The organism is Kaistia nematophila, assembly GCF_026343855.1.
Taxonomy (GTDB): Bacteria; Pseudomonadota; Alphaproteobacteria; order Rhizobiales; family Kaistiaceae; genus Kaistia; species Kaistia nematophila.
Window position 1 is genome coordinate 114,235 of record NZ_JAPKNK010000010.1, and the last position, 23,696, is coordinate 137,930.

Annotated in this window: 25 protein-coding genes and 1 riboswitch; of the genes, 15 read left to right on the forward strand and 10 right to left on the reverse strand. The window is 67.1% G+C overall.

The genetic code is table 11. From position 1 onward, the window contains the following. Positions 1–53 precede the first annotated feature (53 nt). The 6 genes from OSH07_RS20125 to OSH07_RS20150 form a co-directional block, all read right to left on the reverse strand. Positions 54–1,403 carry an LLM class flavin-dependent oxidoreductase gene (locus OSH07_RS20125; RefSeq protein ID WP_266340476.1) on the reverse strand — a complete coding sequence of 450 codons (1,350 nt, stop codon included), beginning with the start codon at positions 1,401–1,403 and terminating at the stop codon, positions 54–56. Between the two features lie 29 nt (positions 1,404–1,432). Continuing rightward, a complete protein-coding gene (locus OSH07_RS20130) occupies positions 1,433–2,161 on the reverse strand; it encodes an ABC transporter ATP-binding protein (RefSeq protein WP_266340477.1) in 729 nt (242 codons plus the stop codon). A gap of 26 nt (positions 2,162–2,187) precedes the next feature. Then, complete coding sequence (locus OSH07_RS20135) at positions 2,188–3,216, reverse strand: ABC transporter substrate-binding protein (protein ID WP_266340478.1); 1,029 nt, start codon at positions 3,214–3,216, stop codon at positions 2,188–2,190. After that, positions 3,203–4,036: an ABC transporter permease gene (locus OSH07_RS20140; RefSeq protein WP_266340479.1), complete on the reverse strand. Its 834-nt coding sequence runs from the start codon at positions 4,034–4,036 to the stop codon at positions 3,203–3,205. The genes OSH07_RS20135 and OSH07_RS20140 overlap by 14 nt, the downstream gene beginning before the upstream one ends. Before the next feature lie 10 nt (positions 4,037–4,046). Further along, entirely contained in the window at positions 4,047–4,832 is a 786-nt protein-coding gene (gene thiM, locus OSH07_RS20145) for a hydroxyethylthiazole kinase (protein ID WP_266340480.1), read from the reverse strand. A 219-nt stretch (positions 4,833–5,051) separates the two neighbouring features. Beyond that, positions 5,052–5,933, reverse strand: a complete 882-nt coding sequence (locus OSH07_RS20150; RefSeq protein ID WP_266340481.1) for a sulfurtransferase — start codon at positions 5,931–5,933, stop codon at positions 5,052–5,054. Positions 5,934–6,444: 511 nt separating this feature from the next. Between OSH07_RS20150 and OSH07_RS20155 the strand changes: the two genes are divergently transcribed. After that, the gene (locus OSH07_RS20155; protein WP_266340482.1) at positions 6,445–7,065 is read left to right on the forward strand and encodes a hypothetical protein; all 621 of its coding nucleotides are present in this window, start codon (positions 6,445–6,447) and stop codon (positions 7,063–7,065) included. Between the two features lie 69 nt (positions 7,066–7,134). Further along, positions 7,135–7,238, forward strand: a riboswitch (yybP-ykoY riboswitch). A 71-nt stretch (positions 7,239–7,309) separates the two neighbouring features. After that, complete coding sequence (locus tag OSH07_RS20160; RefSeq protein ID WP_266340483.1) at positions 7,310–7,873, forward strand: manganese efflux pump MntP family protein; 564 nt, start codon at positions 7,310–7,312, stop codon at positions 7,871–7,873. 54 nt (positions 7,874–7,927) lie between these two features. Here OSH07_RS20160 and OSH07_RS20165 read toward each other — a convergent pair whose 3' ends face one another. Further along, the gene (locus tag OSH07_RS20165; RefSeq protein ID WP_266340484.1) at positions 7,928–8,254 is read right to left on the reverse strand and encodes an NIPSNAP family protein; all 327 of its coding nucleotides are present in this window, start codon (positions 8,252–8,254) and stop codon (positions 7,928–7,930) included. 319 nt (positions 8,255–8,573) lie between these two features. Between OSH07_RS20165 and OSH07_RS20170 the strand changes: the two genes are divergently transcribed. The 6 genes from OSH07_RS20170 (at position 8,574) to OSH07_RS20195 (ending at position 13,633) form a co-directional block, all read left to right on the forward strand. Next, positions 8,574–8,933 (forward strand): c-type cytochrome, encoded by a 360-nt coding sequence (locus OSH07_RS20170; RefSeq protein ID WP_266340558.1) that lies wholly within the window; start codon positions 8,574–8,576, stop codon positions 8,931–8,933. Positions 8,934–9,086: 153 nt separating this feature from the next. Further along, the gene (locus OSH07_RS20175) at positions 9,087–9,914 is read left to right on the forward strand and encodes a cytochrome c oxidase subunit II (RefSeq protein ID WP_266340485.1); all 828 of its coding nucleotides are present in this window, start codon (positions 9,087–9,089) and stop codon (positions 9,912–9,914) included. Between the two features lie 86 nt (positions 9,915–10,000). Further along, a complete protein-coding gene (locus OSH07_RS20180) occupies positions 10,001–11,806 on the forward strand; it encodes a cytochrome c oxidase subunit I (protein WP_266340486.1) in 1,806 nt (601 codons plus the stop codon). Then, a complete protein-coding gene (locus OSH07_RS20185) occupies positions 11,803–12,507 on the forward strand; it encodes a cytochrome c oxidase subunit 3 (protein WP_266340487.1) in 705 nt (234 codons plus the stop codon). The genes OSH07_RS20180 and OSH07_RS20185 overlap by 4 nt, the downstream gene beginning before the upstream one ends. Before the next feature lie 10 nt (positions 12,508–12,517). Then, positions 12,518–13,252 (forward strand): heme-copper oxidase subunit III family protein, encoded by a 735-nt coding sequence (locus OSH07_RS20190; protein ID WP_266340488.1) that lies wholly within the window; start codon positions 12,518–12,520, stop codon positions 13,250–13,252. A 9-nt stretch (positions 13,253–13,261) separates the two neighbouring features. Beyond that, a complete protein-coding gene (locus tag OSH07_RS20195) occupies positions 13,262–13,633 on the forward strand; it encodes a cytochrome C oxidase subunit IV family protein (RefSeq protein ID WP_266340489.1) in 372 nt (123 codons plus the stop codon). A 73-nt stretch (positions 13,634–13,706) separates the two neighbouring features. Here the strand turns inward: OSH07_RS20195 and OSH07_RS20200 are convergent, their stop codons facing one another. From OSH07_RS20200 to OSH07_RS20210, 3 genes are all read right to left on the reverse strand, one after another. Continuing rightward, positions 13,707–14,033 carry a BrnA antitoxin family protein gene (locus OSH07_RS20200; protein ID WP_266340490.1) on the reverse strand — a complete coding sequence of 109 codons (327 nt, stop codon included), beginning with the start codon at positions 14,031–14,033 and terminating at the stop codon, positions 13,707–13,709. 122 nt (positions 14,034–14,155) lie between these two features. Then, positions 14,156–15,325 carry a cystathionine gamma-synthase gene (locus OSH07_RS20205; RefSeq protein WP_266340491.1) on the reverse strand — a complete coding sequence of 390 codons (1,170 nt, stop codon included), beginning with the start codon at positions 15,323–15,325 and terminating at the stop codon, positions 14,156–14,158. Continuing rightward, the gene (locus OSH07_RS20210; protein ID WP_266340492.1) at positions 15,322–16,749 is read right to left on the reverse strand and encodes a cystathionine beta-synthase; all 1,428 of its coding nucleotides are present in this window, start codon (positions 16,747–16,749) and stop codon (positions 15,322–15,324) included. The genes OSH07_RS20205 and OSH07_RS20210 overlap by 4 nt, the downstream gene beginning before the upstream one ends. A gap of 277 nt (positions 16,750–17,026) precedes the next feature. Here OSH07_RS20210 and OSH07_RS20215 point away from each other — a divergent pair, with 277 nt between their 5' ends. The 7 genes from OSH07_RS20215 (at position 17,027) to OSH07_RS20245 (ending at position 23,595) form a co-directional block, all read left to right on the forward strand. Next, positions 17,027–17,203 (forward strand): hypothetical protein, encoded by a 177-nt coding sequence (locus OSH07_RS20215; RefSeq protein ID WP_266340493.1) that lies wholly within the window; start codon positions 17,027–17,029, stop codon positions 17,201–17,203. 14 nt (positions 17,204–17,217) lie between these two features. Then, positions 17,218–17,850, forward strand: a complete 633-nt coding sequence (locus OSH07_RS20220) for a helix-turn-helix domain-containing protein (protein ID WP_277614345.1) — start codon at positions 17,218–17,220, stop codon at positions 17,848–17,850. Positions 17,851–17,955: 105 nt separating this feature from the next. After that, positions 17,956–18,351 (forward strand): hypothetical protein, encoded by a 396-nt coding sequence (locus OSH07_RS20225; protein WP_266340494.1) that lies wholly within the window; start codon positions 17,956–17,958, stop codon positions 18,349–18,351. A 374-nt stretch (positions 18,352–18,725) separates the two neighbouring features. Continuing rightward, complete coding sequence (locus OSH07_RS20230) at positions 18,726–20,018, forward strand: ABC transporter substrate-binding protein (RefSeq protein WP_266340495.1); 1,293 nt, start codon at positions 18,726–18,728, stop codon at positions 20,016–20,018. Between the two features lie 282 nt (positions 20,019–20,300). Then, on the forward strand, positions 20,301–21,158 hold the full coding sequence (locus tag OSH07_RS20235) for a carbohydrate ABC transporter permease (RefSeq protein ID WP_266340560.1): 858 nt from the start codon (positions 20,301–20,303) through the stop codon (positions 21,156–21,158). Next, complete coding sequence (locus OSH07_RS20240; RefSeq protein WP_420909659.1) at positions 21,155–22,021, forward strand: carbohydrate ABC transporter permease; 867 nt, start codon at positions 21,155–21,157, stop codon at positions 22,019–22,021. The genes OSH07_RS20235 and OSH07_RS20240 overlap by 4 nt, the downstream gene beginning before the upstream one ends. Before the next feature lie 323 nt (positions 22,022–22,344). After that, positions 22,345–23,595, forward strand: coding sequence for an extracellular solute-binding protein (locus tag OSH07_RS20245; protein ID WP_266340496.1), 1,251 nt, complete (start codon positions 22,345–22,347; stop codon positions 23,593–23,595). Positions 23,596–23,696 lie beyond the last annotated feature (101 nt).

The window sequence follows — 23,696 nt, forward strand, 5'->3', positions numbered from 1 at the left end:
TGGCGGTGTCGAACTTGGCCGGATTTCGCTCGCGCGCGCCGCTCCTCGCCGGCCTAGCGCAGGCGGGATTTCCATTCGCCGGCCGCCGGCCGCGGCACGCCGAGGTTTTCGCGCAGCGTCGCGCCTTCATAGTGCTCGCGGAACAGGCCGCGCCGCTGCAGTTCCGGTACGACCAGTTCGGCGAACTCCCCGAAGGCGGCTGGCACATGCGTGGGCACGACCATGAAGCCGTCCGCCGCGCGCCGGTCGAACCATTCCTCCATCCGGTCGGCGATCAGCGCCGGCGTGCCGACGAGATCGCCTTCGGTGCGCGCGCCATACCATTTGCCGAGCTGCCGGACGGTGAGGTTCTCGCGCGCCGCGACCTCCAGCACCTCGCGGTAGTGACCGTAGACGCCCTTGACGTCGAGCGGCGGTAGCGGCTTGTCGAGGTCGAACTGCGAGAGGTCGACGTCGATGTGATAGGAGAGGCGGGCGAGGCCGGCCTCCGCCGGCACCAGCTCCTCGAATTCCCGCTTCCGCGCCTCGGCCTCTTCCTCGCTCCGGCCGACGATCGGGGTTACCGCCGGCAGGATCTTGATGTGGTCGGGGTCGCGGCCGTATTTCGCCGCCAGCGACTTCACGTCGGCATAGAAGGCGATGGCGGAATCGATCGAGGCGTGGCTGCAGAAGATCACGTCGGCCCAGCGCGCGGCGAAGTCGCGGCCGTCCGGCGACGAGCCGGCCTGGATGATGACGGGATAGCCCTGCGGCGCGCGCGGCAGGCTGAGCGGGCCCTGGACCTGGAAATGCCGACCCTGGTGATCGATCGAGGCGACCTTGCCCGGATCGGCGAAGTCGCCGCTCGCCTTGTCGAGCTTGAGCGCGCCATCCTGCCAGCTGTCCCAGAGCCTGGCCGTGACCTCGAGGAACTCGTCGGCGCGCTGGTAGCGCTCGGTTCGGCCGGGCAGCTTCTCGTTGCCGAAATTGAGCGCTTCCGCGTCCTGGAACGAGGTGACGACATTCCAGCCGGCGCGGCCGCCGGTCAGGTGGTCGAGCGAGGAGAAGGTGCGCGCCGCGTTGAAGGGCTGCTGATAGCCGGTCGAGAGCGTCGCGCCGACGCCGAGGTGCTTTGTGACCGCGGCGATCTGCGCGATGACCGGGATCGGGTCCAGCCTCGGCGTGCCGACGCCGTAATGCACGTGGTTCTCGATGCTGTTGCCGAAGCTTCTCGGGATGCCGAGGCTGTCGGCGAAGAAGACGAAGTCGAACCGCGCCGCTTCGAGGATGCGGCCGACCTTCTGGTAGAAGGCCGGCGAGAACCAGCCGGATTCCGCGTCCGGATGGCGCCACGAGCCGACGCCGCCTGGGCCGGCGTTCATGAAGGCGGCGAGATGGATCTGTCCGGGGCGGGTGCGGGGCATGATGGTTCCGATGGTGGTGGCCGAGGCCGTTAGGGATGCGCCGGCTGCGGTGCGGCATCGCCGGCCGGCAGCGGTACGCCGAGATGGCGCAGCAACCGGGCTTCGAGCGGGGCGAGATGGCCGTCCTCGGGGCTGCGCGGCCCGCGGCCCGGGATGGCGACGGTCTCGGAGATCCGGCCGCCGTCGAGCACGATGACGCGGTCGGCGAGCCGCACTGCTTCGGCGACGTCATGCGTGACCATGACGACGGTCCAGCCATGCGTCCGCCACAGCGTGCCGACCAGGTTCTGCATTTCGAGCTTGGTCAGCGCGTCGAGCGCGCCGAAAGGCTCGTCGAGAAGCAGCACCTCGGGCTGGCGGACGAGCGCGCGCGCCAGCGAGACGCGCTGGGCCTGGCCGCCGGAAAGCGTCAGCGGCCAGGCATTGGCCTTGCCGGCGAGGCCGACCTCGGCGAGCGCGTCGGTGACGATGCGCGCCTGGTCCTTCGCCGGCAGTCCGAAGCCGACATTTTCCGATACCTTCAGCCACGGCATCAGCCGCGCCTCCTGGAAGGCGACGGCGAGCCGGTCGGTCGATTGCAGCCGGCCGGAGGTGGCCTGCTCCAGTCCGGCGATGATGCGCAGCAGGGTCGATTTGCCCGAGCCGGAGCGGCCGACGATGGCGATGAACTCGCCCGCCGGGATGACGAGGTCGACGCGATCGAGAACGGGCGCATCGCCGAAGGACTTCGCGATGCGCTCAAGCCTGATTTCGGGCACGGGCTGGGGCTTTCGATGGCTGGCGACTATTTCGACAGGTCGACGACGTAGCCGGCGATGTCGGGCGCCTTCTCGATGAAGCCGAACTCGACATATTGCGCGCCGAGGCGGTTCAGGTCGGCGACGGCGGCGGCGTCGAGCGGCAGGATCTTCGGCGTGTCGAAGCCGGCGACGACCTTGGCGAGGCCTTCCGAGGCGCCGAATTCGCGATAGGCGTCCGGGATCAGGGCCGGGTTGGCCTGGGCGCGGGCCGCCTCCTGGACGAGGCCGTCATAGACCGCCTTCAGCGCCTCGCGATGCTTCTCGGCGAATTCGCGGCTGACGATGTGGATCGACCAGTTGGCGGTCGGCAGCTGGTCGGCGGTGACCAGCACCTTGGCGCCTTCGGTCGCGATGGCGTTGGCGAGGTTCTGGTCATAGCTCGCGATCGCCGCGACCTGGCCGCTGGCGAAGGCGGAGGCAAAGCTCGTCGTGTCCAGCGTCACCTTCTCGACCTTCGAGACGTCGAGGCCAGCCTCCTTGAAGGCGAGGTTGAGGATGTAGTCGCCGGTCGCGCCTTCGCCGTCGATGCCGACCTTCTTGCCGTAGAGGTCCTTGAGCGAGGTCACGCCGGAGCCGGGCGCCGCGACGATGCCCTGGCTGTTGCCCGAATACTTCTCCAGCGCGAAGGCGACCCAGTCGCTCTTCTGGGCCGAGAGATTGACGAAATAGCCGGTGCCGGTCGACGAGGCGTCGGCGCTGCCGGAGGTGACGGTGTTGTAGGCCGAGAACGGGTCGAGCGGGCCGATGAACTCGACCTTGGCGCCGACCTTGGCCAGTTCCTTCTCCAGGATGCCGGTGGTGCGGACGGTGGTCAGGTAATTCGCTGTCGGCAGATAGGCCGCGCGGAAGGTCACCGCGTCTTCGGCGAGCGCCGCGCCGCTGGAAAGGAGGAAGCCGAGGGAGGCTACGGCGGCCGTGCGGCGGAGGCTGGAATGCATTGCAGACATCATGTCGTCCTTGAAGATCCAGGTGGAGGAATGGGCTGTCGACGGCTCGCGGTCAGCGTCCGTCATAGGTCTTGCGCCAGGCGAGCAGCCGGGCTTCGAGAAGGCGCACGAGATAGTCGGTGAGGATGCCGAGCAGCGCGTAGATGACGATGCAGAGGAAAACCTGGTCGGTGCGGACGAAGCGCTGCGCCTGCGCCAGGATGTAGCCGATGCCGGCATTGGCATTGACCGTCTCGCTGGTGACGAGCGCGATCCAGGCGATGGCGAGCGAAAAGCGCAGGCCGGTCAGGATCGAAGGCAGCGCGCCGAGGAAGAGGATCCTGTAGGCGATCAGCCGGCGCGGCACCCGGTAGACCAGCCCCACCTCGACCAGCTTGCTGTCGACATTGCGGACGCCGGCGAAGGTGTTCAGATAGATCGGCACCAGCACGCCGACGGCGATCAGCGACACCTTCATCCATTCGCCGATGCCGAAGGCGACGATGAAGAGCGGCACCAGCGCGTTGAACGGCACGGCGCGCAGCATCTGCAGCGGCTTGTCGACGACGATCTGCCCGGCCCGGTAATAGCCCGCCAACAAGCCGGCCACGAGGCCGAGCGCGACGCCGATGATCGTGCCGGCCAGCACGCGGGCGAGGCTGGCGACCAGCGCCTGCGGCAGCCGGCCGTTCAGCGTCAGCTCCCAGCCGGCCGCCACGACCTCGACCGGAGAGGGCAGCGCCTTCGGCCCGACAAGCCCCGTCGCCGCGACGCCCCACCAGAGGAAGAGGATCGCGACCGGGCTGAGCCAGGGCAGCAGCACGCCGCGGACGACGGACTGCCCGCTCCGACGTGGCGACGCCTTGACGATCCGGGCCTGCGGCAATGTATCGGTCTCGGCGCTCATGGGAGCGGGATCAGGCGGCGGCGTCGAGCAGCGACAGCTGGTCGAGCAGCGCGATCGAGAAGGAGCCGGTTCCCGGCGCGATCGCGGCTGCCCGCTCGGCCGCCACGGCGAGGACCGCATGGGCGGATACCGCCGCCTGCAGCCTGTCCGGCACGACGCCGGCGAACGCCGCCACCAGTGCGCCAAGACTGCAGCCCGTGCCGGTGACGCGGGTCAGGTTGACGTGCCCGCCCGGCACCGCGACGACGGCCTCGCCATCGGTGATGTAGTCGGTCGGGCCACTGACGGCGACCACGCCGCCCGTCTTGCGGGCGAGACTTTGCGCGAAGGGGATGGCCTCTTCTGCGCTGGCGGTCGAATCAACGCCCTTGGTGCCGCCCGTGCCGCCGGCAAGCGCGATCACCTCGCTGGCATTGCCTCGCACGACGCCGGGGCGAAGCTCCACCAGCTCGGCCGCGAGGCGGTCGTTCGCCGTCGCGCCGGCGCCGACCGTCACCGGGTCGAGCACCCAGGGCGTCTGTCGGGCCGAGGCTGCCTTTGCCACGCCGATCAGGATGCCGGGATCGTCGGCGACCAGCGAGGCCAGGTTGATCCAGACGCCCTGCGCGATGCCGGCAAAGTGCTCGGCCGCCGAGGGGATGCCACCGATGGCCGGCGAGGCGCCGACGGCGAGCAGCACGTTCGCGCTCAGGGGGGCGGCGATATAGTTGGTGAGGCCGAAGACCAGCGGCGACGTCGCGCGCACGGCGGCGAGGTTCGACGTGATGGCGGGGGCGGGCCAGATCTGGGAAGTCATGGTTCTGGATCTCGAGCAGGCCGCCGAACAGTCTCGGCTGGCGCGTGGAATCGTCGGGAACCGCGCCTCGGCGCAGGCCCCTCGGAGGAAATCGAGATCAGCTTAGGGAGTTCGGCGGGCGGCGGTAACGCCGTAACGCTCTGAAATGTCAGGCGAAAGGTGTATCCTATTCTGCCCTTGCCAATAAGGGCGGAATATCATTTCGAGACGACGCCGCGCCTAGCCGGCCTCCATCGGCAGCGAATCGTCCGTCGCCCATTCCTGCAGCGAGGCGTCATAGAGGCGCGGTTCCGGCTTGTCGGCGAGCGCGGCGGCGAAGGCGATGGCCGACCCCGCGATGCCGCCGCCGCAATAGGCGATGCCGGCCCGGCCCTCGTCGAGACCGACCGATTTCAGCCGCTCGGCCAGGGCTGCGACAGGCAGGAAGCGGCCGGATTCCGCGTCGACCAGTTCGCCGGCCGGGAGGTTGACGCTGCCGGCGATCCGTCCGGCGCGCCCCTTCGAGGGCGCCGACGCGCCGGAGAAGCTCGAGCGCGGCAGCGCGTTGACAATGCTCTGTTGCCGATCGCCGATCGCGGCGAGGACGGCTTCGCGTGTCGCCACAAGCGGGCGTCGTGCCAGAGGCGGCGCCGGAACGGCCGCCACCGGCCGCGCCGGGCCGGTCTCCACCGGACCCCGCGCCTCGATCCAACCCTTCCAGCCGCCGTCGAGGACCGAGACATTGTCGAGGCCGAAGAGGCGGAACACCCACCAGACCCGCGTCGCCCACCAGGGATTGCCCCGGCTGTAGACGACGACGTGGGAAGAGCCGCCGATGCCGAGCCGGGTGATCGCCGCCGCGAATTCGGCTTCGCTCGGAGCCATGAACAGCAGCACGGAATCGATGTCGGAAAGGTCGCGCTGCAGGTCGAGGAACTGCGCGCCCGGAACATGGCCGGCCTCGAAGCCTTCCAGATCGCCCTTCGGCCGTTCGTCGGCGACGAGACGGGTAGTCGAATCGAGGATGCGAAGATCGGGTGAGCCGAGATGCCGCTTCAGCCAGTCGGTCGAGACGAGCAGGGGAGCCGGAATCGGTGCCGGCAGGTCGTCGGGGGGGCTCATCTTCGTCTCTCTGGCTGTGTTGCGCAGGGTGGTCCCGTGGTCGCTTCCTGCCGGACGAATCCGTCGGACCGGGCCGGGGCGGATCCCTAGGCTAGGGCCTTCAACGGTGGCGCGCCATGCCAGAGGCGCCTCAGGTTGGCCCGCCGGCAGGCAATTCGCCGGCAGGCCGGATGTCGCTTAGTCGGGCTGGCCGCTGGTCGGCATGGTCGCGGCGACGCGCTGCAGCAGAGCGCCCTTGTCGAAGCTCGGCTTTTCGTAGGTCTTCTTCATCTCGTGCCCCCTTGGCATTGTTGACGGCGCGGCTTGTGCCATCCGCCGCTTTCGTCCGTCGATGACCCGTGGGCAACACCTTGAATCAAAAAGCCGATTTCCCCGGTTCGCCTCGACAGGGCGATGGCGCGGGAACGGATCCGCGCCGAGGGGTTTCAAACGGGCGGGCGCCCGTCCATATGAGGAACAGTCTTCGACGCGGCCTCGTTCTGCCGCAAGCCTGGGAGAGGAACGCTGACCGATGCGCGGCACACGGACTGGACCAGCGCGGCCGACGACCCTGTCGGCCGAGGATCGGCTCGCGATCGCAACCGATCTCGCCGTGAGCCTTTATGAGGCGGGCCTGATCCGGGCCGACCGGCTGAAGGACGCGCCGCATGACATCGCCACCTATGGTGATTTCACCAAGGATGGCCGCGAACTCGGCCGCGACCTCGTCCGCTACGAGGCCTGGCGCTGCGACGAGGCCGTCTATGCCGCGCTTGACGATTACAGCCGGCTGCTGAACGAGCAACTCGAGGCGGTGCAGGCACGATGGGCGGCCGAAAACGGCATCAGCCCGCGTTTCCGCGTTGGCGACCGCGTCGCCTGGCCCAGGGTCGAGGGCCAGGACAATGTCGGGACCGTCATGGCGATCGAGCCGGGCGGCCGCTATTCCGTCATGCGCGACGACGCGGCGGCGAGCGGATCGAAGCTGCGCTTCCGGGTCGATTTCGAAGCCTGCCGGGCCGAGGGCGAGCCGGCGCCGTCGCGGCTTTCGACGCTGAAGGGTCTGCCCGGAAAGATCTGGGCCGCCGCCTCGGCGCTGCTCGCCATGGAGGCGATGGACTTCACCATGCGGGTCAACCTGCTGCTGCCGTGAGCCTGCTGTTGCGAGCGATTATCAGAAGCAATTCAAGCGTTTAGTCGAAGGTTGACACTCGCGGGCCGACCCCTTAAGTGGCGGGCCATCGGGGAGTAGCCACCGTCCTGGACGGGGTCGCGTCAACATACTCGCGCAGTCGCGCGTGGCGCGTCCGGACGCAGAAGCGTCTCGGCGAGACCGTGTCGCAGGTTCCTCACAGGGCGGGGAATCGGACGCGACCGGCCCGTCCCCGAGAGATATCGTGTCCCCCTTCGCCATTCTCATCCTGGCCGTCGGCATGTCCGTCGACGCGCTGATCGCCTCGGTCGGCCGCGGCGCCGCCATCGCGCGTCCGAATCTCGGCACCGCGCTTCGTACCGGCATTGTCTTCGGCGTGGTCGAGGCGATCACGCCGCTGGTCGGCTGGCTGCTCGGCATCGCCGCCAGCCAGTTCGTTCAGGCGGTCGATCACTGGATCGCCTTCGGCCTGCTCGCCGCCGTCGGCGGCCGCATGGCGCTGCATGCCATCCGGCGACCGGATGACGCCGTCGCCGCGGCGCGCCATGGCGGCTTCGGCACGCTGCTCGCGACCGCGATCGGCACCAGCCTCGACGCGATGGCCGTCGGCGTCTCGCTCGCCTTCCTCGACGTGAACATCGTCGTCATCGCCATCGCGATCGGTCTCGCCACCACCGTCATGTCGACGGGCGGCATTCTCGCCGGCCGGTTCGTCGGCCAGCGCTTCGGCCGCTATGCGGAAATCGCCGGCGGCATCGCCCTGATCGGACTCGGCGTCATGATTTTGGTCGAGCATCTGAGCGCCTAGCGGCCTCCGGGCCGGTCAGCCGGTCCGGAAGCCCTGTCGCGTCGCTTCGGTGGCCTAGCGGACCGAGGAAAAATCGGTCGGCTGCAGGAACGAGCTCGCGACATTGGCGACGATCAGGCCGTCCTTCTCGCTGTCGGCGCGGGCTGCCTGCCATTCCGGGTCGGCCATGAAGGCGTTCCAGCGGCTCTCGCGGTCGGCCAGGCTCTCCCACGCGATCAGATAGGTGAGGTCGTTGTTGGCCGGGCCGATCAGCGTCGTCCAGAAGCCGGCCTGCCGGATGCCGTGCCGGTCCCACAGGCGGAGCGTGTGCTCGCGGAAGCGTTTCTGCAGCGCCGGCATGCGGCCGGGCAGGCAGGAATAGACGCGCAGTTCGTAGATCATTCGCTTCTCCGGCATGGCGCCGCGTTTATCGCGTTGGCGTTGTGTTGTTGGACGGAAACGGTCGCCGGGAAGACAAGCCTGTTCGGCCGGCGGAGGCAAGGGCCGTTCGGCCGCGTCGCGTTACCTATATTCCTTGATCATATTCATTCTAAACTGACATTCCCTTGCGGAAATGTGCTAGATTGCGCGCGATACGTGCCGTCCGCGACGGTTTCGTCGCGGAATCGGCGCAGAACGAGCCGATTTGGCTGCGATGTCCGGTTGTCGGGAGGCTTCGATGATTCAGCGGGGCTACGCAACGCTGCTGGTTCCTTTGCTCATGTTCGCCGTCTTGCCGACGGTTGCGCGCGCCGCCGGCGATCCGGCACAGGGCGAAAAGGTGTTCCTGAAGTGCCGCGCCTGTCACCAGATCGGCGAGACGGCCAAGAACGCCGTCGGGCCAGAGCTGAACGGCCTGTTCGGCCGCAAGACCGGCTCGGTGCCCGGATACAGCTATTCGGCCGCCAACAAGAATTCCGGCATCGTCTGGGACGAGGCCATCTTCCGCGAATACATCCAGAATCCAAAGGCCAAGATCCCCGGCACCAAGATGAGCTTCCCGGGGCTCAAGGATCAGACGGACATTGACAACGTCATCGCCTACCTGAAGCAGTTCGGGCCCGACGGCAAGAAGCAGTAGCCGGCCGCAGGGTCGCTGCAGCGGACGGTCCGGATCGGAGAGAGGCGGCGGGCGAAGCGTTCGTCGCAGCAAGGAATGACCGGGAGACGCCGGCCGCGTCTTCGGGTTCGTGCATGCATTCTGTTCCGACGCCGTCCGGCAGGGAGCAAGAGGATGCTGATCGCGATAGTGCTGGCTCTGGTGGTCGTCGGCTCGGTGCTCTTCCATTTCCTGAGCCCGTGGTGGTTCACGCCGATCGCCTCGAACTGGGGCTATATCGACGATACCGTCAACATCACCTTCTGGATCACGGGCGCCGTCTTCGCCGCCGTCGTCCTCTTCCTCGCCTATTGCGTGCTGCGCTTCCGCCACCGCCCCGGCCGGCGCGCCGCCTATGAGCCGGAGAACAAGCGGCTGGAGAGCTGGCTCGCGATCGGCACGGCGATCGGCGTCGCCGCCATGCTGGCGCCCGGGCTGGTTGTCTGGGCGCGCTTCATCCGCGTTCCGGCCGACGCCAGCGCGGTCGAGGTGGTCGGCCAGCAATGGCAATGGGCGTATCGGCTGCCCGGCAAGGACGGCAAGCTCGGCGCCGCCGACACGCGCGACGTCAGCGATACCAACCCGCTCGGCATCGATCCCGACGATCCGCGCGGCCGCGACGACGTCATCGTGCAGGGTGGCGAACTGCATCTGCCGGTCGGCAAGCCGGTGGCGTTGCTGCTGCGTTCGCTCGACGTGGTGCATGATTTCTTCGTGCCGGAGTTCCGCGCCAAGATGGACATGATCCCCGGCTCGGTCACCTACTACTGGCTGACGCCGACGCGCACCGGCAGCTTCGAGGTGCTGTGCGCCGAGCTCTGTGGCGTCGGCCATCCCTATATGCGCGGGCTCGTCGTGGTCGAGCCCGAGGCCGACTACCAGGCCTGGCTCGCCCAGCAGCAGACCTTCGAGCAGATGCAACCCGCCAAGACGAGCGCGCTCCAGACGGGAGCGCTGCGATGACGATCGATCGTTGCGACGGCGACGGCAGGAGAGGGACGGGGGAGGGCTCGACGCCACGCCCCCGCAACGCAGCGGGGTGACGGCTCATGGTCGATGTCACGCATGGCGAACCGGTAGCGGGCGGGCACGACGCCGAGGCGCCGCATGAAGGCGGCGAACTCGATCTCTACCACCCGAAGAGCTGGGTGACGAAATACGTCTTCTCGCAGGACGCCAAGGTTATCGCGGTTCAATATGGACTGACGGCAATGGCGATCGGGCTGGTGGCGCTGGTGCTGTCCTGGCTGATGCGGCTGCAACTCGCCTTTCCCGGCCTGCTGACCTTCCTCGATGCCGACCACTATTACCAGTTCATCACCATGCACGGCATGATCATGGTGGTGTACCTGCTGACCGCGCTCTTCCTCGGCGGCTTCGGCAACTACCTGATCCCGCTGATGCTCGGGGCGCGGGACATGATGTTCCCCTATCTCAACATGCTTTCCTACTGGATTTACCTGGTCGCGGTGCTGCTGCTCGCCGCCGGCTTCTTCGTGCCGGGCGGCCCGACCGGCGCCGGCTGGACGCTCTATCCGCCGCAGGCGATCCTCGCCAACACGCCCGGCCAGCAATGGGGCATCATCGTGATGCTGGCCTCGCTGATGCTGTTCATCATCGGCTTCACCATGGGCGGGCTCAACTACGTCGTCACCGTGCTGCAGGGGCGCACGCGCGGCATGACGCTGATGCGGATGCCGCTGACGATCTGGGGCATCTTCACCGCCACGGTGATGGCGCTGCTCGCCTTCCCCGCGCTTTTCGTCGGCGCGGTGATGATGCTGTTCGACCGGCTGTTCGGCACCAGCTTCTTCATGCCGGCGATCGTCGTAACCGGCGAGCAGGCGCCTTATGCCGGCGGCAGCCCGATCCTGTTCCAGCACCTGTTCTGGTTCTTCGGCCATCCCGAGGTCTACATCGTCGCGCTGCCGGCCTTCGGCATCGTCTCCGACCTCATCAGCACGCACGCCCGCAAGAACATCTTCGGCTACCGGATGATGGTGTGGGCGATCGTCATCATCGGCGCGCTCTCCTTCGTGGTCTGGGCGCACCACATGTATGTCAGCGGCATGAATCCGGGCTTCGGCTTCTTCTTCGCCACGACGACGCTGATCATCGCGGTGCCGACCGCGCTCAAGGTCTACAATTGGGTGCTGACGCTCTGGCGCGGCGACATCCATTTCACCGTGCCGATGCTGTTCGCGCTCGGCTTCATCGTCACCTTCGTCAATGGCGGGCTGACCGGGCTGTTCCTCGGCAATGTCGTCGTCGACGTGCCGCTCTCCGATACGATGTTCGTGGTGGCGCATTTCCACATGGTGATGGGGGTCGCGCCGATTCTCGTGATCTTCGGCGCCCTCTATCACTGGTATCCGAAGATCACCGGGCGGATGCTGAACCCGACGCTCGGCAAGATCCATTTCTGGATCACCTTCCTCGGCGCCTACGCCATCTTCTTCCCGATGCACTATCTCGGCCTGCTTGGCGTGCCCCGGCGCTATTACGAGATGGGCGACACGGCTTTCGTGCCCCATTCGGCGGCGGCGCTGAACGTCTGGATCACGGTCGCGGCCCTCATCGTCGGTGCGACGCAGGTGCTGTTCCTGTTCAACCTCGCCTGGAGCGTCAGGCACGGCCGCGAGGCCGGCGGCAATCCGTGGCGGGCGACCACGCTCGAATGGCAGACCCCGGAGACGCCGCCGGCACATGGCAACTGGGGCGCCGAGCTGCCGGTCGTCTATCGCTGGGCCTATGACTATTCCGTGCCGGGGGCGGCGGAGGATTTCGTGCCGCAGAACCAGCCGGGACTGGATCCGGACATACCGGGCCATGCCGTCGCGGGGGGCGCGCGATGAGCCTGATCCTTGCCTTTCTCACCGTCATCATCCTGATCGCCTTCGCCTGGCTCTGGCGTCAGGGCATCCTTGCGAAGCCCTGGCTGGAGACCGGCGTCGTCGGCCGCTTTCCCGCCGCTGATCCGTCGGGCGCTCGCGTGGCCAAGGTCGGCCTCGCCGTCTTCCTCGCCGTGGTCGGCTCGCTCTTCGCGCTCACCATCAGCGCCTATCTGATGCGAGCCAGCCTCGGCGACTGGGAAGCGGTGCGGATGCCCGGCATCCTCTGGGTCAATACCGGGGTGCTGGCGCTGAGCAGCCTCTCGCTTGAAACGGCGCGGCTCGCCGCCGGGCGCGACGATGCGGACGGGGTGCGGGCCGGCGTGCTGGCGGCAGGCGCTACCGCGGCGCTCTTCGTCATCGGCCAGTTGATCGCCTGGCGGCAGCTCGAGATCGAGGGCTACTATCTCGCGACCAATCCGGCGAATGCCTTCTTTTACCTGATCACCGCCCTGCACGGGCTGCATGTCCTCGGCGGGCTGGCGGCGCTCGGCCGCGTCACCTGGCGCATGCAGCGCGGCGCCGGCGTCGCGCAACTGCGGCTCGGCGTCGAGCTCTGCGCCACCTACTGGCACGCGCTGCTGCTGATCTGGCTGGTGCTGCTCGGGCTGCTGGCGAACTGGCTCAGCGACTTCGTCGCCATCTGCCGCCAGTTCCTGACGTGAGGAGGCGCACATGACCGATCATCCCGCCGATCTCGCCCCTTCAGCCGCCGCCGGCGGCCGTCGCGCCGCTTCCGGCTGGCCGAGCTTCCTCGCCGACTGGGCCTCGGACCGCAACGCCTTCAAGGGCGTGTCGTGGGGCAAGGCGATGATGTGGGTGTTCCTGCTCTCCGACACCTTCGTCTTCGGCTGCTTCCTCGTCGCCTACATGACGGTGCGGATGTCGACGACCGTGCCGTGGCCGAACCCCAGCGAAGTGTTCGCGCTTCAGATCGGCGGCACCGAGGTGCCGCTGATCCTGATCGCGATCATGACCTTCGTGCTGATTTCCAGCTCGGGCACCATGGCGCTGGCGGTGCACTATGGCTATCTGCGCGAGCGGCGAAAGGCCGGGACACTGATGCTGGTGACGGCGCTGTTCGGCGCCTGCTTCGTCGGCATGCAGGCATTCGAGTGGACCAAGCTGATCCGCGAGGGCGTCCGGCCCTGGAGCAATCCGTGGGGCGCGCCGCAGTTCGGCTCGACCTTCTTCATGATCACCGGCTTCCACGGCACCCATGTCACTGTCGGCGTGATCTTCCTGATCATCCTGGCGCGCAAGGTGCTGCGCGGCGATTTCGACACCGGCCGGCGCGGCTTCTTCACCAGCCGCAAGGGCCGTTACGAGACGATCGAGATCATGGGCCTGTACTGGCACTTCGTCGATCTCGTCTGGGTCTTCATCTTCGCCTTCTTTTACCTCTGGTAGGAGGTTCGCATGGCCGAAGCGATCGTTCATGCCGATGCCGGCAAGCCCGCCGGGGAGCGGCCGCCCGCCGACGTGCAGCACCATCCGGTCAAGCTCTATCTCGCCGTCTGGGCCTGGCTGTTCGTGCTCAGCGCCTGTTCCTACCTGGTCGATTATGTCGGCCTGCATGGCTGGCTGCGCTGGACGCTGATCGTGCTGTTCATGCTGCTGAAGGCAGGGCTGATCGTCGCCATCTTCATGCACATGGCCTGGGAGCGGCTGACGCTGATCTACGCCATCCTGCTGCCGCCGCTGCTGGTTCTGGTCTTCGTCGCCATCATGGCGTCGGAGGCGAACTACACGCTTCTGACGCGGCTGCTCTATTACGGCGGCGGCAACTAGCCGCCCGCTCCCGGTTGGCGTCGGTCAAAGCGATGCGGCCGCTTCTTTGCCGTCATTGTTTCACGTGAACCGATCAGCCCGCCGCGGCCGGGCGGCGGCGGGCCGAGGTGCGGGCGCGCAGGCGGGCGCGCTTCTTCGCCTCGCGGGCGACATGGCGGTTGACGATGAGGTTGAGGGCCTCGTTGACGCGGACCTGCCAGTCGTCGCCTTCGCCCTGGAAGTATTCGAGGACGCGGTTGCTCAGCGCCAAGGTCACGACGGTGACGGCCTCGGCCTCGGCTGCCGCCTTGCGGCGCCGGGCTGGAACGGACTCGGCGGTCGAGGAAGCGAAAAGCTCCGTCGCGGCGCCGTCAGAGACCGAAAGGGGCTCGAAGTCCGAGGATTTCGTCGAGCTGGACATGATCATCCTGATGCCGAAGGTTTATCTTCTACACCAAGCTTACCGTAGCGTCATGATCCCAGCAGTGATCGGCGTCACAGGCCGGTCGGAACCAGCCCGTGGCGCAGTGTTCGCGCCTCCACCTAGAGCAGCGCCTGCGCGATGTCGGCGATCAGGTCGTCGGCTGCCTCGATGCCGGCCGAGAGGCGCACCAGCCCGTCCGAGATGCCGATCGCCTCGCGCTGCGCCAGCGGGATCGAGGCATGGGTCATGGTGGCGGGGTGTTCGATCAGGCTCTCGACGCCGCCGAGGCTCTCGGCGAGGGTGAACAGGCGCACCCGTTCCAGGAAGCGCCGGGTGCCGGCGAGGTCGCGGTCGAACTCGACGCTGATCATGCCGCCGAAGGCGTGCATCTGCCGCCTGGCGATCGCGTGCTGCGGATGGCTCTCGAGGCCCGGATAGATCACCCGCTTCACGTCGGGGCGTGCCTCCAGCCAGCGGGCGATGGCGAGGCCGTTCTCCGAATGCCGCTGCATCCGAAGCGCCAGCGTCTTCAGCCCGCGCAGCGCCAGGAAGCTGTCGAACGGACCGGAGATGGCGCCGACGGCGTTCTGCAGGAAGCGGATCTGGTCGACGATCTCCTGTTTCGGGCCGACGACGACTGTGCCGCCGATCATGTCGGAATGGCCGTTCAGATATTTGGTCGTCGAATGGACGACGACGTCGATGCCGAATTCGAGCGGACGCTGGATGTAGGGGCTGGCAAAGGTGTTGTCGGCAACCGTGATCAGGCCGCGCCGCTTCGCCAGCGCGGCGATCGCCTCGAGGTCGACGATGCGCAGCAGCGGATTGGTCGGCGTCTCGATCCAGAGCAGCTTCGTCTCCGGCCGGATCGCCGCCTCGACGGCATCAAGATCGGTGAAGTCGGCGAAGGAGACGTAGAGCCCGGCGCTGCGCTTGCGCACCTTGTCGAGCAGCCGGAAGGTGCCGCCATAAAGATCGTCGGTCGCGACGATGTGGTCGCCGACGGAGAGGAGCTCCAGCGTCGTCGAGATCGCCGCGAGGCCGGAGGCGAAGGCGAAGCCGGCCGTGCCGCTCTCCAGGTCAGCGACGGCGCGCTCGAAGGCGAAGCGGGTCGGGTTTTGCGAGCGGCCATATTCGAAGCCCTTGTGCACGCCCGGGCTTTCCTGCGCGAAGGTCGAGGTGGCGTAGATCGGCACCATGACGGCGCCCGTCAGCGGATCGTGGCTCTGGCCGCCATGGATGGCGCGGGTCTCGAAGGCAAGGCGGTTCGGCTTCAGGGGCTTGTTCAAAATGCCAACCTTTCGTGATTGATCAGATCGATCCGGGTGATGAGCCCGACGAACTCGTCGCCATCCATGACGATGGCGACCTCGTTGCGCTCGAACACCGGCAGCAGCGCCTCGACCGGCTCGTCCGCCTGCAGCGTGTTGAGCTCCGTCACCATGGCGTCGCGCACCGAGGCGCCGAAAGCGCTGCGGCCGGCGCGCGCCTGCGGCCGCAGGCCGCCCAGCACGTCGCTTTCGTCGATGAGGCCGATCAGCGCGCCATGTTCGATCACCGGCAATTGCGAGACATCGGCCGAGCGCATCCGGGCGTAGGCGGTGGAGAGCGTGTCGTCGGGCGCGACGGTCACCGTGCCGCCTTCGGCGAAGCTGCGGGCGACGAGATCGCGTAAGTTTCCGTGGCGGATCTTCTCGATCAGGCCCTGCTCGGCGACCCAGACGTCGTTGAACACCTTGGACAGGTATTTGTTGCCGCTGTCGCAGACGAGGGTGACGACGCGCTGCGGCTCCGTCTGCTCGCGGCAATAGCGCAGCGCCGCCGCCAGCAGCGTGCCCGAGGAGGAGCCGGCCAGGATGCCCTCCTGCGCCAGCAGGGCGCGCGCCGCCGCGATGCTTTCACGGTCGGTGATGGTGTAGGCGCGCGACACCAGCGACAGGTCGGCGTTGGGCGGCACGAAGTCCTCGCCGATACCCTCGACGGCCCAGCTTCCGGGCTCGATCGTCTCGCCGGTATTGACCAGCGGCGCCAGGATCGAGCCCTTCGGATCGGCCAGCACCATCTTCGTCTTCGGCGAGACGCGCCGGAAATAGCGGCCGATGCCGGAAAGCGTGCCGCCCGAGCCGACGCCGACGACGATCGCGTCGACGTCGCCGTCCAACTGCTCGAAGATCTCCGGCCCCGTCGTCGTCTCATGCGCGCGCGGATTGGCCGGGTTGGCGAACTGGTTGACGAAGAAGCCGCCGGTCTCCTCGGCGATGCGGGCGCCCATGTCCTGGTAATAGTCGGGATGGCCCTTGCCGACGTCGGAGCGCGTGGTGCGCACGTCGGCGCCGATGGCGCGCAGATGCTGCACCTTCTCGCGCGACATCTTGTCGGGCACGACGAGGATCAGGTGATAGCCCTTCGGCAGCGCCACCTGGGCGAGGCCGAGGCCGGTATTGCCGGCGGTCGCCTCGACGATGGTGCCGCCCGGCTTCAGCCGGCCGTCCGCCTCGGCGGCGGCGATCATCGACAGCGCGATGCGGTCCTTGATCGAGCCGCCGGGATTCTGGCTCTCCAGCTTGACGAACAGCCGGCACGGGCCGGTGTCGAAGGTCGTCAGCTCGACAACGGGCGTGCGGCCGATCAGGTCGAGGCTGGACCGCACCGGGCGGGGCAGGGGCGCTCCGTTTCCCGGGATTTGCGACGTTGCGGGCGGTTGCTTGCTCATGTCGAAGCTCCAGGCGGGTTTCTCGCTCTGCCACCCTATGTAGGTGGCGGCAAGCATAGCGAAATGCCAGCCGGCCGGGCGTCGCCGCGCCATCGCCCTTGCTGTCGCCGAAACGTGGAAAAGGATTTTGCCTTCTTCCGCGAGGTCCGAATTCGCGCCTCGCCCGAGCGCGGAATGGCGGAAATCATTACTTTTTTGCGCGAGATCACGGTCGCTTGCGTCGAAATAGCGGCCGGACTTCTGATATAACGGACGCATTCAGCCGGCATTGGAGGCCATGGACGTGCAGCAACAGACGGCCCAGATCATCGACCTCGCATCGTATCGCAAGGCGCGCAGCCCGCAGCCGGCGGCACCGCAGATGGCGATGCCGATGGTGTCGATGCCGGTCGCCTGGATGCCGGTCTGGGTCATGGTTCCGGTGCCTGTAACCCAGCCGGTCGCGATCGGCTGAACCGGGGCGCGGCCATGGTGCATGCGACGCCAGCCCTGATCGAAGACGCGCCGGACGAGGTCGCCACCGACACATCCGGCGAGCTCGCGGCCCTGGTCGGCCGCAACCTGCGCCGCCTGCGCACCCGGCGCGGCCATTCGCTGGAGCGGCTCGCCAAGCTTTCCGGCGTCAGCCGCGCCATGCTCTCGCAGATCGAGACCGGCAAGAGCGCCCCGACCATCAACCTGCTCTGGAAGGTGGCGACTGCGCTCGGTGTGCCGTTCGCGACGCTGATGAACGGACAGGAGGCGCGCGGCACGACGGTGATGCTGCGCGACAAGGCCAAGATCCTCACCTCGAGCGACGGTCGCTTCTCGTCGCGGGCGCTGTTTCCGTTCAGCGGCGAGCGCAAGGTCGAGTTCTACGAGCTGCGGCTCGGCCCCAACCATCGCGAGGACGCCGACCCGCACGCGCCGGGGACGCTGGAAAACCTGGTCGTCGCCCAGGGCACGATCGAGATCATCGCCGGCCGCGACGCGCCGCAGGTTCTGGGCGAGGGCGACGCCATCGCCTTCGAGGCCGACGTGCCGCACAGCTACCGCAACCTCCGCGCTTCCGAGGCGGTGATCTATCTCGTCATGACCTATGTCGAGACGATCTCGGGCTGAGACAGGCTTTCTCGACGCATCCCGTGACGAAAAAAAAAGGGCCGCCCGGCGGGCGACCCTGAGACGGCGTGCGACGGAAGCAGGCCTCAGGCCTTCATCTCCATCATGCACATCATCATCGGCATGCCGGCCATGCTCATCATCATGGGCATGCCCATGCCCATCATGCTCATCATGCGATTGCAGCAATCCATGAACATGTCCTTGGACATGCCTTCCATCGGCATCATCTCGCAGGTCATGCCCTTGTCGGTCATGGTGCAGGTCATCTTCGCCATCATCATCGGCATGGGCATCATGCCGCCCATCGGCATCATATTGCCCATCATGGGCATCATGCCGTTCATCATGCCCATGCCGGGCATCATGTTCTGCATCGGCATCGGCATCATGGCGGGCATCGGCATCATCTGCATGGCACTGCTCATCTTTCCATCTCCGGGTCGCTCGACGGCCGCTGCCGTCCATGTCTCGGCATCTAGACGCGGCCCCTGGGCCTGACAATGCGCGATCGGAGGCCGGCCGACGTTTCCTCCGAGCGAACGGAGGGGCGGTCGCCCGGGCGAACGGCGACGGCGGAAATCTCGAAAAATCCTCCGCTATAACGGAAATGGCCGCGCCGGCGCGGGGGCGATTTTGGCGCCAGGCGCGGCGAAATTCGAACAACTTCGCGCGCGGGCGATGATTGTCGCCAATTCGATCTCCTTCGCGCATTCTGATGCCGGCCGCGATTGCCGGTGACGAATCGGCCGGCGAGGCGGCGAAGCCGAAAAGGCGTCTTGCCGATTGGCCAAAGTCATTATAACGTCCTTACGTCATAATGAAGCGGCGGCCGAGACACCGTCGGACCGTCGGCACTGAAACGGAGGGGTTCCGTGACGATCAGACCATTGATGGGCTTGTTCCTGGGTACCGCCATGGCGGCTTTCTCCAGCGTTGCCTGGGCAGAAGACGTGACCGTGTCGTTCCTGACGCACTGGCCGCCGGAGACGGTCGCCAAGCTGGAGGCGGCCGCCGCGACCTATGCCAAGGATCATCCGGGCGTGAAGGTCGAGGTTCGCGCCGTGCCGTTCGGCGACCTGCTGACGACGCTGCGCTCGCAGGCCGGCCAGGCCGGCGGCCCGACGATCACCGGCATCTACGACCTCTGGCTGCCGGAACTGGCGCGCGACAAGCTCGTCAACGCCGCGCCGGAAGCGAACAGCACCGACGTCACCACCAACTGGCCGAAGGGCGTCGCCACCGCCGCCAGCGTCGGCGGCACGGTCTACGGCTATCCCAACGAGATCGACGTCTACGCGCTCAACTACAACAAGAAGCTGTTCGAGGAAGCCGGCATCAAGGAGGCGCCGAAGACCTGGGACGAGTTCTACGCCGCGGCCGAGAAGCTCACCAACAAGGACAAGGGCCAGCAGGGCTTCGGCATGATCAATTCGTGGGCGGCCGGCGTCGTCCATCCCTTCGCCTCGCTGCTCGCCTCGAATGGCGGCGCGCTGGTGGTCGACGGCAAGCCGCAGCTCGACAGCGACAACGCCAAGGCGACCTTCGATCTCTATGAGAAGCTGATCAAGTCGGGCGCCTCGGTCGCCACCATGGGCACCGCCGACGCCAACACCACCGGCCCGTTCCTCGACAATTTCGTGTCCGGCAAGACCGGCATGATCATCATGGCGAACTGGTGGGAATCCGCGCTCAAGGCCGGCATGGGCGACCGGTTCGCCGACATCGCCACCGCGCCGATCCCGGTCGGCCCGAAGGGCGACGGACCGCACTCGATCTCCTACTCCTGGATGACCGTCGTCTCCGACGGCGCCTCGGACGCCGAGAAGAAGGCGGCCTGGGACTTCCTCGCCTGGTTCAACGGCCCGACCTCGGGCGAGAACGGCGCCTCCGCCATGGGCGACCTGCTGCAGTCCATGGGCATCCTGCCGTCGCGCACCTCCGACGTCGCGGCCTTCGCCGAGCGCCTGAAGACGCCGTTCCTCGCCGGCTATGTCGATGTCCTCTCCGAAGCCCGCCCGTTCCCGACCGTGCTTGGCGGCCAGGAATTCACGGAATCGCTGCAGGGCCATATCGAGGCGGTGCAGTTCGGCAAGGAGACGGCTGCGGAAGCCGCCGCCGCCGCCCAGGCCGACGCCGTCGCCATCCTCGAGAAGGCGTCGCAGTAAGCTCGCGATCATCCTCTTCCGTCATCCCCGCCTTCGCGGGGATGACGATCGAGGGGAGCCGCCGTCCCGACCCCCTCGCCCGCGCAAGCGGGAGAGGGCTGGGGTGAGGGCCTTGTTTTCGGCCCTCGAATCTAGCGCCTCCAAGCGTTCCGAAGACCCTCACCGCAACCCTCTTCCGTGACCGGGAGAGGGAGCCGGTCGAGTCACGCCCCGCCGATCCCGAACTGCCATGAACAGAGAACACGCATACCGATGAGCGGCTTCCGAAAATCGATCGTGGCGATGCTCGCACCGAGCCTCGGGCTGATCGCGGTCTTCATCCTGGTGCCGATCGCGCTGACCGTCTGGCTCGCCTTCACCAAATGGTCGTCGCAGACGCCGTTCTCGACTGCGACCTTCATCGGCCTCGACAACTTTCGCGAAATATTCGGCGCAGGTTCCGTCGGCCGCGACTTCAAGGGCGCGCTCGTCAACACGGCGCTCTATTCGGGGATGTCGATCGCGCTGATCCTGCCGCTTTCCGTGCTGTTCGGCATGCTGATCCACCAGGCCGAGCTCAAGGGCGCCAACGTGCTGCGCACCATCCTGTTCGCCACCTACATGGTGCCGATGATCGCCGTGGCGCTGGTGTTCTCGAAGCTCTATTCGCCGTCGGAAGGGCCGATCAACCAGATCCTCGGCTGGGTCGGCATCGGCCCGCTGCCATGGCTTTCCTCGCCCGATACGGCGCTGGTCTCCGTCGTGTTGCTGAACGTCTGGCAGCAGGTCGGCTATTTCACCATCCTGATCATCGCCGGCCTGACCCAGATCCCGCAGTCGATCTACGAGGCGGCGAAGATGGACGGCGCGCGCGGCCCGGCGCTGTTCGGCTTCATCACGCTGCCGCTCTTGAAGCGGACGCTGCTGTTCTCCGCCGTCATCGCGCTGATCAACGCGGTGCAGGTATTCGAGCCGGTGGCGCTGGTGACGCAGGGCGGCCCGGTCGGCTCCACCAATGTCATGACCTATCACATCCGCCGCGTCGGCATCGAGCGCGCCCAGGGCGGCCTCGGCTCGGCCATGTCGGTGACGCTGCTGCTGGCGCTGGTCGTCACGGTGACCGCCGTCTTTGCCTTTGCCCGCAGGGAGGATCGGCGATGAGCGTTCCCGCCACCACGCCGGCGCCCGGCGCCGCATCGCCCGCCTGGCGCGGCTTCCTCTATCTGCTGATGATCGCGATCGCCGTCGTCTCGGCCTTCCCGCTCGTCTGGATGGTGCTGTCCAGCCTGAAGACGCCGGCCGAGGCGATGCAGACGCCGCCGGTCTGGATCCCGGCGACGCCGTCGCTCGATGCCTATGCCAAGGTGTCGGAACTGATCAGCGTCGGCCGCTCCTTCGCCAACTCGGCGCTGATCGCCGGCATCACCACGGCCGGCATCCTCGTCACTTCGCTGATGGCCGGCTACGCCTTCGCCAAATACCGCTTCCGCTACCGCGAGGCGCTGTTTGCGATCACCATCGCGACGATGTTCCTGCCGCCGATCGTGACGCTGATCCCGCTCTACCGGCTGGTCGGTTCGATCGGCCTCAATGCCAGCCTCGCCGGCGTCATCGTGCCGAACCTCGCCAACGCCTTCGGCATCTTTCTGATGCGCCAGTTCATCGCCGGCGTGCCGGACGAACTGGTCGAAGCGGCGCGGCTCGACGGCGCGTCGGAATTCCGCATCGTCTTCACCATCGTGGCGCCGGCCGTCGCCCCGGCGCTGGCGGCGCTGGCGCTGTTCGCCTTCGTCTATCACTGGAACAGCTATCTCTGGCCGCTCACCGTGCTGCAGGGCAATTCTAGCCAGTATCCGATCGTGATCAGCCTCTCGCGGCTGCTCTCCTACAACCGCTCGGCCGTCAACACCGGCCTGGTGATGGCCGGCGCGACGCTCGCCGTGCTGCCGCCGCTGGTCCTGTTCGTGTTCCTGCAGCGCTTCTTCGTCCGCACCATCACCGCTTCGGGAATGACCGGACAATGAGGAATCGAAGCAAGACCCTCACCCCAGCCCTCTCCCGCCTTGCGGGAGAGGGGGCGATCCCGACCGCCTCGATCCATCGCTCCGGTCTGGTGCCCGCCAGGAAAAGGCTCTGCCTCGCCACGACCACCGACCAAACTCCCTCGCCCGCAAGGCGGGAGAGGGTTGGGGTGAGGGCTTTTCTTGTCCAAGCTTCCCGAAGACGCAAAGCGCGCAACCGATTCCCGCCGCCATCACAGAATCCCTCTTGCCTCCATCCAATCCCGAGATAAAGTGATTACGACGTTATAACGACATAAGCACTGTCGCAGAGGGGAAGACCGGTTATGTTGAACGTTCGCAGACATCTGAAATCCGCAACCATCGGGGTGCTCGCCCTGGCCGCCACCGCGCTCTCGGCCTCGGCCGGCGAGGTGACGCTCTGGAGCTGGCGCACCGAGGACCAGGCGGCGATGGAGAAGATCTTCGCCGCCTTCACCGCCAAGAACCCTGACATCACCGTCAAGCTGCAGTTCACGCCCGACGCCGACTACCAGAACCGGCTGTCGACGGCGCTGCGCGGTGGCAAGGGTCCGGATATCGCCCAGCTCAAGGCCTATGGCGAATTGCAGCCGCTGGTCGATGGCGGCTATCTCGACGCGCTCGACGAGAGCGTGCCGGCGCTGAAGGACTTCACGCCGGCGGCGCTCGGCGGCTCGGTCGGCATCGCCGACGGCAAGATCTACGGCGTGCCCTATTCGACGCCGGTGATGGGGGTCTTCTACAACACCGAGATCTTCGAGAAGAACGGCATCGCCGTGCCGAAGACCTATGACGAATTCGTCGCCGCCTGCGAGAAGCTGAAGGCGGCCGGCGTGCTGCCGATCGCGGCCGGCGGCGCCAACGGTTCCGGCTGGGCGCTCGAGATCAATGCCGGCGTCGTCGGCCCGTCCGTCTTCGGCGCCGGCTTCTACGACGAGATGATGAGCGGCAAGGCGAAGTTCACCGATCCGCGCTACGTCAAGGCGCTGGAGAAGATCAAGGCGCTGCAGCCCTATTACTCGGACGGCTTCGCCGGCGTCGACTACACCACCGCGACGCAGCAGTTCATCTCCGGCAAGGCGGCGATGTTCTTCGGCGGCGCCTGGGAGAACGGCAGCTTCAAGGCCCAGAACCCGAACCTGAAGTTCTCGATCTTCCCGTTCCCCGGTGACAAGGCCGAGGCGCAGCCGGCGGTGTCCGCCTTCTCGGACGGCTCCTACGGCCTCGTCTCCGACAGCGGCAATAAGGAAGACGCGACCAAGGTCCTCGCCTTCATCGCCTCGCCCGAGTTCGCCCAGCTCTTCGCCGACAATCTCGGCTGGCCGCCGGCCCGCACCGGCGCCACCGCCAACGACCCGGTGCTGAAGTCGATGCTGGAGATGCAGGCGAACGCCACGCCGTATCTGACGCTGGTCGGCTTCCGCTGGCAGACGCCGACGGCCTCCTCCGTCATCCAGGCCGAGATCATCGACATGATCGAAGGCAAGATCGCGCCGGAGAAGCTCGCCGCCGACGTCGATGCGGCCGTTTCGACCTGGTTCAAGCCGAAGTCGTAGCCGTCACCATCACCAAGGGGAGGGGCGTCCGCCGCCCCTCCTTGCCGCCCTCCCGCAAAGGGAGAGGCGAGCCAGAAACAAGCATCGGCCCGGGGGAGGCG

What these genes read in the sequence shown, in the direction of transcription:
- OSH07_RS20125 (WP_266340476.1), bottom strand. Translation starts at nt 1,403, where the DNA reads ATGCCCCGCACCCGCCCCGGACAGATCCATCTCGCCGCCTTCATGAAC.
- OSH07_RS20135 (WP_266340478.1), bottom strand. Translation starts at nt 3,216, where the DNA reads ATGACGGACGCTGACCGCGAGCCGTCGACAGCCCATTCCTCCACCTGG.
- OSH07_RS20140 (WP_266340479.1), bottom strand. Translation starts at nt 4,036, where the DNA reads ATGAGCGCCGAGACCGATACATTGCCGCAGGCCCGGATCGTCAAGGCG.
- thiM (WP_266340480.1), bottom strand. Translation starts at nt 4,832, where the DNA reads ATGACTTCCCAGATCTGGCCCGCCCCCGCCATCACGTCGAACCTCGCC.
- OSH07_RS20150 (WP_266340481.1), bottom strand. Translation starts at nt 5,933, where the DNA reads ATGAGCCCCCCCGACGACCTGCCGGCACCGATTCCGGCTCCCCTGCTC.
- OSH07_RS20155 (WP_266340482.1), top strand. Translation starts at nt 6,445, where the DNA reads ATGCGCGGCACACGGACTGGACCAGCGCGGCCGACGACCCTGTCGGCC.
- OSH07_RS20165 (WP_266340484.1), bottom strand. Translation starts at nt 8,254, where the DNA reads ATGATCTACGAACTGCGCGTCTATTCCTGCCTGCCCGGCCGCATGCCG.
- OSH07_RS20170 (WP_266340558.1), top strand. Translation starts at nt 8,574, where the DNA reads ATGTTCGCCGTCTTGCCGACGGTTGCGCGCGCCGCCGGCGATCCGGCA.
- OSH07_RS20175 (WP_266340485.1), top strand. Translation starts at nt 9,087, where the DNA reads ATGCTGATCGCGATAGTGCTGGCTCTGGTGGTCGTCGGCTCGGTGCTC.
- OSH07_RS20180 (WP_266340486.1), top strand. Translation starts at nt 10,001, where the DNA reads ATGGTCGATGTCACGCATGGCGAACCGGTAGCGGGCGGGCACGACGCC.
- OSH07_RS20185 (WP_266340487.1), top strand. Translation starts at nt 11,803, where the DNA reads ATGAGCCTGATCCTTGCCTTTCTCACCGTCATCATCCTGATCGCCTTC.
- OSH07_RS20190 (WP_266340488.1), top strand. Translation starts at nt 12,518, where the DNA reads ATGACCGATCATCCCGCCGATCTCGCCCCTTCAGCCGCCGCCGGCGGC.
- OSH07_RS20195 (WP_266340489.1), top strand. Translation starts at nt 13,262, where the DNA reads ATGGCCGAAGCGATCGTTCATGCCGATGCCGGCAAGCCCGCCGGGGAG.
- OSH07_RS20200 (WP_266340490.1), bottom strand. Translation starts at nt 14,033, where the DNA reads ATGTCCAGCTCGACGAAATCCTCGGACTTCGAGCCCCTTTCGGTCTCT.
- OSH07_RS20210 (WP_266340492.1), bottom strand. Translation starts at nt 16,749, where the DNA reads ATGAGCAAGCAACCGCCCGCAACGTCGCAAATCCCGGGAAACGGAGCG.
- OSH07_RS20215 (WP_266340493.1), top strand. Translation starts at nt 17,027, where the DNA reads ATGGACGTGCAGCAACAGACGGCCCAGATCATCGACCTCGCATCGTAT.
- OSH07_RS20220 (WP_277614345.1), top strand. Translation starts at nt 17,218, where the DNA reads ATGGTGCATGCGACGCCAGCCCTGATCGAAGACGCGCCGGACGAGGTC.
- OSH07_RS20225 (WP_266340494.1), top strand. Translation starts at nt 17,956, where the DNA reads ATGCACATCATCATCGGCATGCCGGCCATGCTCATCATCATGGGCATG.
- OSH07_RS20235 (WP_266340560.1), top strand. Translation starts at nt 20,301, where the DNA reads ATGCTCGCACCGAGCCTCGGGCTGATCGCGGTCTTCATCCTGGTGCCG.
- OSH07_RS20240 (WP_420909659.1), top strand. Translation starts at nt 21,155, where the DNA reads ATGAGCGTTCCCGCCACCACGCCGGCGCCCGGCGCCGCATCGCCCGCC.
- OSH07_RS20245 (WP_266340496.1), top strand. Translation starts at nt 22,345, where the DNA reads ATGTTGAACGTTCGCAGACATCTGAAATCCGCAACCATCGGGGTGCTC.